The organism is Rhizobacter sp., assembly GCF_031412075.1.
In the GTDB taxonomy this organism is placed as follows: Bacteria; Pseudomonadota; Gammaproteobacteria; order Burkholderiales; family Burkholderiaceae_C; genus Rhizobacter.
The window spans coordinates 1-6,305 of the sequence record NZ_JANOCG010000329.1; the positions used below are offsets into that span (position 1 = coordinate 1).

The window sequence follows — 6,305 nt, forward strand, 5'->3', positions numbered from 1 at the left end:
GTCACCGGGTCGGCCGCCTCCGGCCAGCCATGTCAATCGGTCAGGAAGTGCGCTTGCCGGTGATGACCACGGCTTCCAACTGGATCACCGGGGTTTTAGCCACCAGCGCTTCAGCGGGCTGCTTGGCGGGCGAGCCGAACATCGCCATCGCGATGGCCAGGTGGCCGGCAATCAGCACGGTGAAGGTCAGGGCGGGGGCGATGAAACGTTCGATCATGGTGGGCTCCAAGCGGTGGTGTGTTGCGTTGGAGTGAACTTTATGCAGGCGCACCTGCCTTGCCCACCGGATTGCGACGGCCTGCGGAAAACGCGGCATGGGGCGCGTTGGCGGCCGATGGTCAGATCGCCTGGGTGCGCTCGTTCAGCCAGGCCAGCGCGTCACCACGCACCAGCGGCGCCAGGCGCTCACGCACCGTCACGTGATAACGGTTGAGCCAATCGACTTCGTCGGCGCGCAACAGGCTGCGGTCGATGCAACGTGTGTCGATGGGGCACAGCGTGAGCGTCTCGAACTCCAGAAATTCACCGAAGGCACCACCCTCAGGTGTGTCGGCCGGCACGTTGAGCACCAGGTTCTCGATGCGGATGCCCCACTGCCCGGGCCGGTACAGGCCAGGCTCGATGCTGGTGACCATGCCGGGCTCCATCGCCATGTGCGGCTCGGGGGTCGCTTTGGAGATGCTCTGCGGGCCCTCGTGCACGTTGAGGAAATAGCCCACGCCGTGGCCGGTGCCGTGGCCGTAGTCGAGGCCTTGTTCCCACAGCGGCGCGCGGGCGATGGCGTCGACCATGGGCGAGAGCGTGCCGCGCGGGAAGCGTGTGCGGCTGAGCGCGATCGTGCCCTTGAGCACCAGGGTGTAGTCGCGCTGGTGGGCGGGTGTGATCTGGCCGATGGGCCAGACGCGGGTGATGTCGGTCGTGCCGCCGAGGTACTGGCCGCCGGAGTCGATCAGCAGCAAACCGTTGCCTTCGATCACGGCGTGGGACTCGGGTGTGGCGCGGTAGTGCGGCATCGCGCCGTTCGGGTTGTAGCCGGCGATGGTGTTGAAGCTCAGGCCCACGAAGCCGGGGCGCTTGGCGCGCGCTGCGCTCAAGTGTTCATCGACCGTCAGCTCGGTGATGCGCTCCTGGCCCAGCGCCTGTTCGAACCAGGCGTAGAACTCGCACATGGCCGCACCGTCTTGCGCCATCGCCTCGCGAATGTGGCCGGCTTCGGCAGCGCTCTTGCGGCTCTTGAACAAGGTGCTGAGGTTGATGGCCTCGACCACACGCACGCTGGTGGCCACGTTTTCGCGCAGGCCGAGCGTCACGCGGCGTGGGTCGATCAACAGCACGTCTTGCGGCGTCAGCGCCTTCAGTGCGGTGGCGGCCTGGGCGTAGGGCGCGAGCTGCACGCCATCGGCCACCAGCGCGGCCTTCACGTCGGCCGGCACCTTGCCGTCGGCCACGAACAAGGTGGCGCCATGCAGCGTGATCAAGGCGTGGGCCAGGAACACCGGGTTGTAGCTCACGTCGGAGCCACGCAGGTTGAAGATCCAGGCAATGTCGTCGACCGTCGAGACGAAATGCTGGGTGGCGCCGTGGCGGGCCAATGCCTCGCGCACCTGCGTCAGCTTGGCGGCGCGCGACAGTGGCGCGTGCGGTGCCAGGTGTTGATAGACCGGCGCATCGGGCAGGCCGGGGCGTTCGGGCCAGACGGCGTCGAGCACGTCGAAATCGGTGCGCAGTTTCACGCCCGCTTTGGCGAGCGTGGCCTGCAGCGCTTGCGCCGAAGCCAGGCCGAGCACGCTGCCGTCAACACCGACGGTTTGCCCGGCGCTCACGTGCGTGGCCAGCCAGTCGAGGTGGTGGGTGGCGGTGCCGGTGGGGATCTTCACCAGGGTGATGCCTGTGCCGGCGATCTCGGCCTCGGCTTGCACCCAGTAGCGGCTGTCGGCAAACAGCGCGGCTTCGTCTGGCGTGATCACCAGCGTGGCCATCGAGCCGGTGAAGCCCGAGAGCCACTGCCGCCCCTGCCAGCGCTCGGGCAGGTATTCAGACAGATGCGGGTCGCTGGAGGGCACCAGCACGGCGGCGAGTTGCTGCTGCTTGAGTGCGTCGCGCACACGTTCGAGGCGCAGGCGGATGGGGGAGGTGCGGGTGTCCATGGGTGGCGGTCCGGTGGTGCCGCGCGGCAGGCCCGTGTGGGGTTGGCCGAGCTGCGGTGGGTCAGGTTCGTTTCATTCTAGGAGCCTCGCCGGCCCTGTGTGGCCTGGGCCAAAGGCTGCGTGTCCGGGTTGTCCGGCAATGGTGGCTGGGTGGGCTGGGCATCGGCCCACACCGGCTCGGCCACCACACGCGCATGCCGCTCGAAGCTGAAGTACGACCAGGCCCAGTCGATCATCACGAACAGTCGGTTGCGAAAACCGATCAAGAAATAGATGTGCGCGAACAGCCAGAACAGCCACGCAAAAAAGCCCGAGAAGCGCAGCGCGCCGAACACCGGCACCGACAGGTCGACCACCGCCGCGCGCCGGCCGATGGTGGCCAGGTTGCCGTAGTCGCGGTAGCGAAAGGCGACAGGCGCCTCGCCCTTCAGGCGGCGCAGCAGGTTGGCGGCGGCCAGCCGGCCCATCTGCTTGGCGGCCGGGCTCACGCCGGGCACGGGCGTGGGTGCGCCAGGGCCGTGGCTTTGCGCCGCGGCCAAGTCACCGATGACGCTGATCTCGGGGTGACCCGGCAGGCTCAGGTCGGGGCCCACCACCAGACGACCGGCGCGGTCGAGCATGGCTTCGGCGCTTGCGGCCAGCGTGCGCCCAAGCGGCACACCGGCCACACCGGCGGCCCAGATCACGGTGTGGGTGGGCACGTGGTGCACCAGGTCGACATCGCCTTCGCGCGAGCCGTAACTCACGCCCATGTCGTTGATCGCCAGCACCTTGCAGCCGGTGCGCACGTCGACCCGCAGGCGCTTGAGTTGCTCGCGGGCGCGCTGCTGCAGCTCGGGCACGAAGCTGCCCAGCACGCGGTCAGAGCCTTCGAGCAGCACCACGCGTGCGTGCTTTGAGTCGATGTGGCGGAACTCTTGCGACAAGGTGTGCTGTGCGATCTCGCTCAGCGTGCCCGCCATCTCGACGCCGGTGGGGCCGGCACCGACCACCACGAAGCTCATCCAGGTGGATCGCTCGATCGGGTCGGCGCAGCGCTCGGCACGCTCGAAGGCGCCGATCACGCGGGCGCGGATGTGAAAGGCATCGGCCAGCGTCTTCAGGCCGTGCGCATGTGGCGCCCAGTCGTCGTGGCCAAAGTAGTTGTGGGTGGCGCCGGCCGCTACGATGAGGTGGTCGTAGTCGATGCGCTCGCCGTCGTCGAGCATCACCGATCGGTCGGCCGCGTCGATGCCGGTCACCTCGGCCTGCAGCACGGTGAGGTTGCCGCGACGCATTTCCTTGCGCAGGATGTGGCGAATGGGCGCCGAGATCGCCGGGGCGCTCAAGCCTGCGGTGGCCACCTGGTAGAGCAGCGGCTGGAACAGGTGGTGGTTGGTGCGGTCGATCAGGGTGATGTTGACGGGCGCCTTCGACAGCGCGCGCACGGCTTCGAGGCCGCCGAAGCCGCAGCCGATGATCAGCACCTGGGGTTTGTTGTTGGGGCGGGGTTTCATGGTTGTAGGCCGGAGTATCGGCGTGCTGGCGACTGAGGCTGATTCTGCGTTCTAGACTGCAGGCATGAAACATCCCGTTGACCTCGCCCATGCCTGCCGCCTCATCAACCATGGCCCCACCGTGCTGGTGGGCAGCGCCTACGCGGGGCGCCGCAACGTGATGGCCGCGGCCTGGTCGATGCCCGTCGAGTTCACGCCCCCGCGGGTGGCGGTGGTGGTTGACAAGAGCACCTACACCCGCGAGCTGATCATGGCGAGTGGGGGCTTCACGCTCAGCATTCCTTGCCGCAACCTGCTCGACGCCACCTACACGGTGGGCAGCGTGTCCGGCCGCGACACAGCGGCACCGGACAAGTTCGACCGCTTTGGCATCGAAGCCTTCGACAGCCCCGTGCTCGGCCTGCCGCTGGTGGCTGGTTGCGTGGCCTGGCTCGAATGCCGGCTGATCCCCGAGCGGCACACCGAAGAGGCCTACGACACCTGCTTCGGCGAGGTGGTGTCGGCCCAGGCCGACTCGCGGGTGTTCGCGCAAGGCCGCTGGTCGTTTCGTGACGACAACACCGAGCTGCACACGCTGCACCACTTGGGCGGCGGCCACTTTGCGTGGCCGGCGAAGAGCGTGCAAGCCACGCTGCTGACATGACGATCTCGGCCATCGAGCGCTCACCGCAGCGCTACGCGCGCCTGGCCGGCGTCATGTACCTGGCCATCATTCTCTTGGGCATGTTTGGCGAGCTCTACGTCAGAGCCCAGCTCGTCGTGCCGGGTGATGCGAGCGCCACCGCGCGGGCCATCGCAGCGTCACCGCAACTCTGGCGGGCCGGCATCGTGGGCGACTTGCTGATGCAGGTGCTCGATGTGCCGGTGATCCTGATCTTCTACGTGTTGCTGCGGCCGGTGAGCAAGAGCCTGGCCTTGCTGGCGACCCTGCTCAACCTGGTGCAGACGGCCGTCCTGGTCGTCAACAAGCTCAACCTGATGGTGCCGCTGTTCCTGCTGGGGGATGCCGCTCATCTCAAGGCGTTTTCAACCGAGCAGCTTCACGCGATGTCGGTTCTGGCCATCGACGTGCACGCCCATGGCTTTGGCATCGGGCTCATCTTCTTCGGCTTGGCGTGCCTGGTGCGGGGCGTCCTGATCTGGAGGTCGGGGTTCTGGCCCAAGGCACTGGGCGCTTTGATCTTTGTGGCCGGGCTGAGCTACCTCGTCAACAGCTTCGCGTTGCTGCTCGCTCCTGCGTTCGCTGCGTCCATCTTCCCGGGCGTGCTGGTGCCGGCCTTCATGGGGGAGCTGGCGTTTTGTCTGTGGTTGATCTTCAAAGGCGTGAACACCGAGCGCTGGCAGCAGCGCTCGAGTCGCTAACCCGCCGTTCCCGCCAGCAACTTCTTGCGCACCATGTGGATGTGGCTGCGCAGCGAGTACAACTCGTCGGCATAGCTCAGCGGCACCGACACCTGCTCCACGTTGTGTTCGATCTCGCCCAGCTCTTTCAGCAGCTCGTCGGCGGGGCGGGTGCCTTGTTCGTCTTCGACCGCGCGCAGCTGCTTGTACCAACGGAAGATGCGCGAGCGGATGCGGAACTGGTAGAGCGGCGGCACCACGCGCGACAGCGGGATCAGGATGGCGACGATCGACACCAGCACCACCCACATGCGGTCGATCAAGTTGGCCAGCCAGAAGGGCAGGAAGCGCTGCAGCACCGGCACGCCAGCCGCATAAAAGCGCTGCGCTTCCGCGGCCAGTGGACGCTCGGTGTTCTTGGCGTTGGGGAAGTCGCCCTTGCGCTGGAACCAGCCAGACTCACCGTGAACCGTGTGCGCCGTCTGCACAAAGAGCTGGATCAGCGCTGGGTGTGTGTCTTTGCGCGCCACCAGCGAGGCGGTGGGTGCGACCAGGCGCACGTCGTCGGGCGGTTGGTCGCCGGCCAGGTCGACCACGCCGCGCGGCAGGGTCACCGGGCTCATGAAGGGAAAGCGTCGCGAGTAGGCGTCGGCCTGGGCAAAGTTGAAGAGCTTGACGCCCGGGGTTTGCAGCAGCATCTGCACCATCAGCGATTCGGGCGCCGAGGCGAATGCGATGGCGTCGATGTCGCCGTTCAGGAAACCCATCACGGCCGGGGTCTGCGGTTCGCGCAGCTGCGTGATGGCGGCCTGGTCGACACGGTTGGCATCGAGCAGCTTGCGCATCAGGTTGGGCACTCCGCTGCCAGGCGCACCGATGTTGACCTTCCAGCCGGGCAGTTGCGCCAGGCTGGCGAGGGTGGGGCCTTTTAAAAGGCGCTTGGCCGAGTCTTCCCGGTAGAAGAGCCACACCGGTTCGTAAAACAGGCTGCCCAGCGAGACCAGGGCTTCGCCTTCTTCTTCGTCGATGGGGCGGTCTTTTTCACCCGCGCCGCCTTGCACAAAAGCGATGTCGACGCCCGAGTTGGGGTCGTTCAGCAGCTTCAAGTTTTCAGCGGCACCGGCGGTGGTGCGCAACTCCACCGTGATGTCGTGGCGCTTGAGCAGCTCGGCGTAGCGCTTGCCGAACTCGGCGTAAGCGCCTTGCTCGACACCCGTGGCCAGCACCACCTTCTTGGGTGGCGTCGGATCGAGCACCCAGTAGGCCACGCCCAGCAGCATGAGCGTGAGCACGATGAAGGGGCCGGCGGTGACCAGCAGGT

The 6,305-nt window shown here is 67.0% G+C and carries 6 protein-coding genes; 2 read left to right on the top strand and 4 right to left on the bottom strand.

Annotated features, from left to right (window positions below):
- Positions 1-40 precede the first annotated feature (40 nt).
- The 3 genes from RMO40_RS11955 to RMO40_RS11965 form a co-directional block, all read right to left on the bottom strand.
- Entirely contained in the window at positions 41-217 is a 177-nt protein-coding gene (locus tag RMO40_RS11955) for a hypothetical protein (RefSeq protein ID WP_309721134.1), read from the bottom strand.
- A gap of 121 nt (positions 218-338) precedes the next feature.
- Positions 339-2,147, bottom strand: a complete 1,809-nt coding sequence (locus tag RMO40_RS11960; protein WP_309721137.1) for an aminopeptidase P family protein — start codon at positions 2,145-2,147, stop codon at positions 339-341.
- 77 nt (positions 2,148-2,224) lie between these two features.
- Positions 2,225-3,643: an FAD-dependent oxidoreductase gene (locus RMO40_RS11965; protein WP_309721140.1), complete on the bottom strand. Its 1,419-nt coding sequence runs from the start codon at positions 3,641-3,643 to the stop codon at positions 2,225-2,227.
- Between the two features lie 64 nt (positions 3,644-3,707).
- Between RMO40_RS11965 and RMO40_RS11970 the strand changes: the two genes are divergently transcribed.
- Together RMO40_RS11970 and RMO40_RS11975 are read left to right on the top strand one after the other, a co-directional pair.
- Positions 3,708-4,286 (top strand): flavin reductase, encoded by a 579-nt coding sequence (locus RMO40_RS11970; protein WP_309721143.1) that lies wholly within the window; start codon positions 3,708-3,710, stop codon positions 4,284-4,286.
- Positions 4,283-5,005: a DUF4386 family protein gene (locus RMO40_RS11975; RefSeq protein WP_309721146.1), complete on the top strand. Its 723-nt coding sequence runs from the start codon at positions 4,283-4,285 to the stop codon at positions 5,003-5,005. Before RMO40_RS11970 ends, RMO40_RS11975 begins: the two co-directional genes overlap by 4 nt.
- On the opposite strand, the gene RMO40_RS11980 is transcribed toward RMO40_RS11975, so the two are convergent.
- Entirely contained in the window at positions 5,002-6,303 is a 1,302-nt protein-coding gene (locus RMO40_RS11980; RefSeq protein WP_309721148.1) for a TAXI family TRAP transporter solute-binding subunit, read from the bottom strand. The genes RMO40_RS11975 and RMO40_RS11980 overlap by 4 nt on opposite strands.
- Positions 6,304-6,305 lie beyond the last annotated feature (2 nt).

Bases quoted from the DNA above. Each gene is read 5' to 3' on its own strand.
- RMO40_RS11955 (WP_309721134.1), bottom strand. From the start codon at position 217: ATGATCGAACGTTTCATCGCCCCCGCCCTGACCTTCACCGTGCTGATT.
- RMO40_RS11960 (WP_309721137.1), bottom strand. From the start codon at position 2,147: ATGGACACCCGCACCTCCCCCATCCGCCTGCGCCTCGAACGTGTGCGC.
- RMO40_RS11965 (WP_309721140.1), bottom strand. From the start codon at position 3,643: ATGAAACCCCGCCCCAACAACAAACCCCAGGTGCTGATCATCGGCTGC.
- RMO40_RS11970 (WP_309721143.1), top strand. From the start codon at position 3,708: ATGAAACATCCCGTTGACCTCGCCCATGCCTGCCGCCTCATCAACCAT.
- RMO40_RS11975 (WP_309721146.1), top strand. From the start codon at position 4,283: ATGACGATCTCGGCCATCGAGCGCTCACCGCAGCGCTACGCGCGCCTG.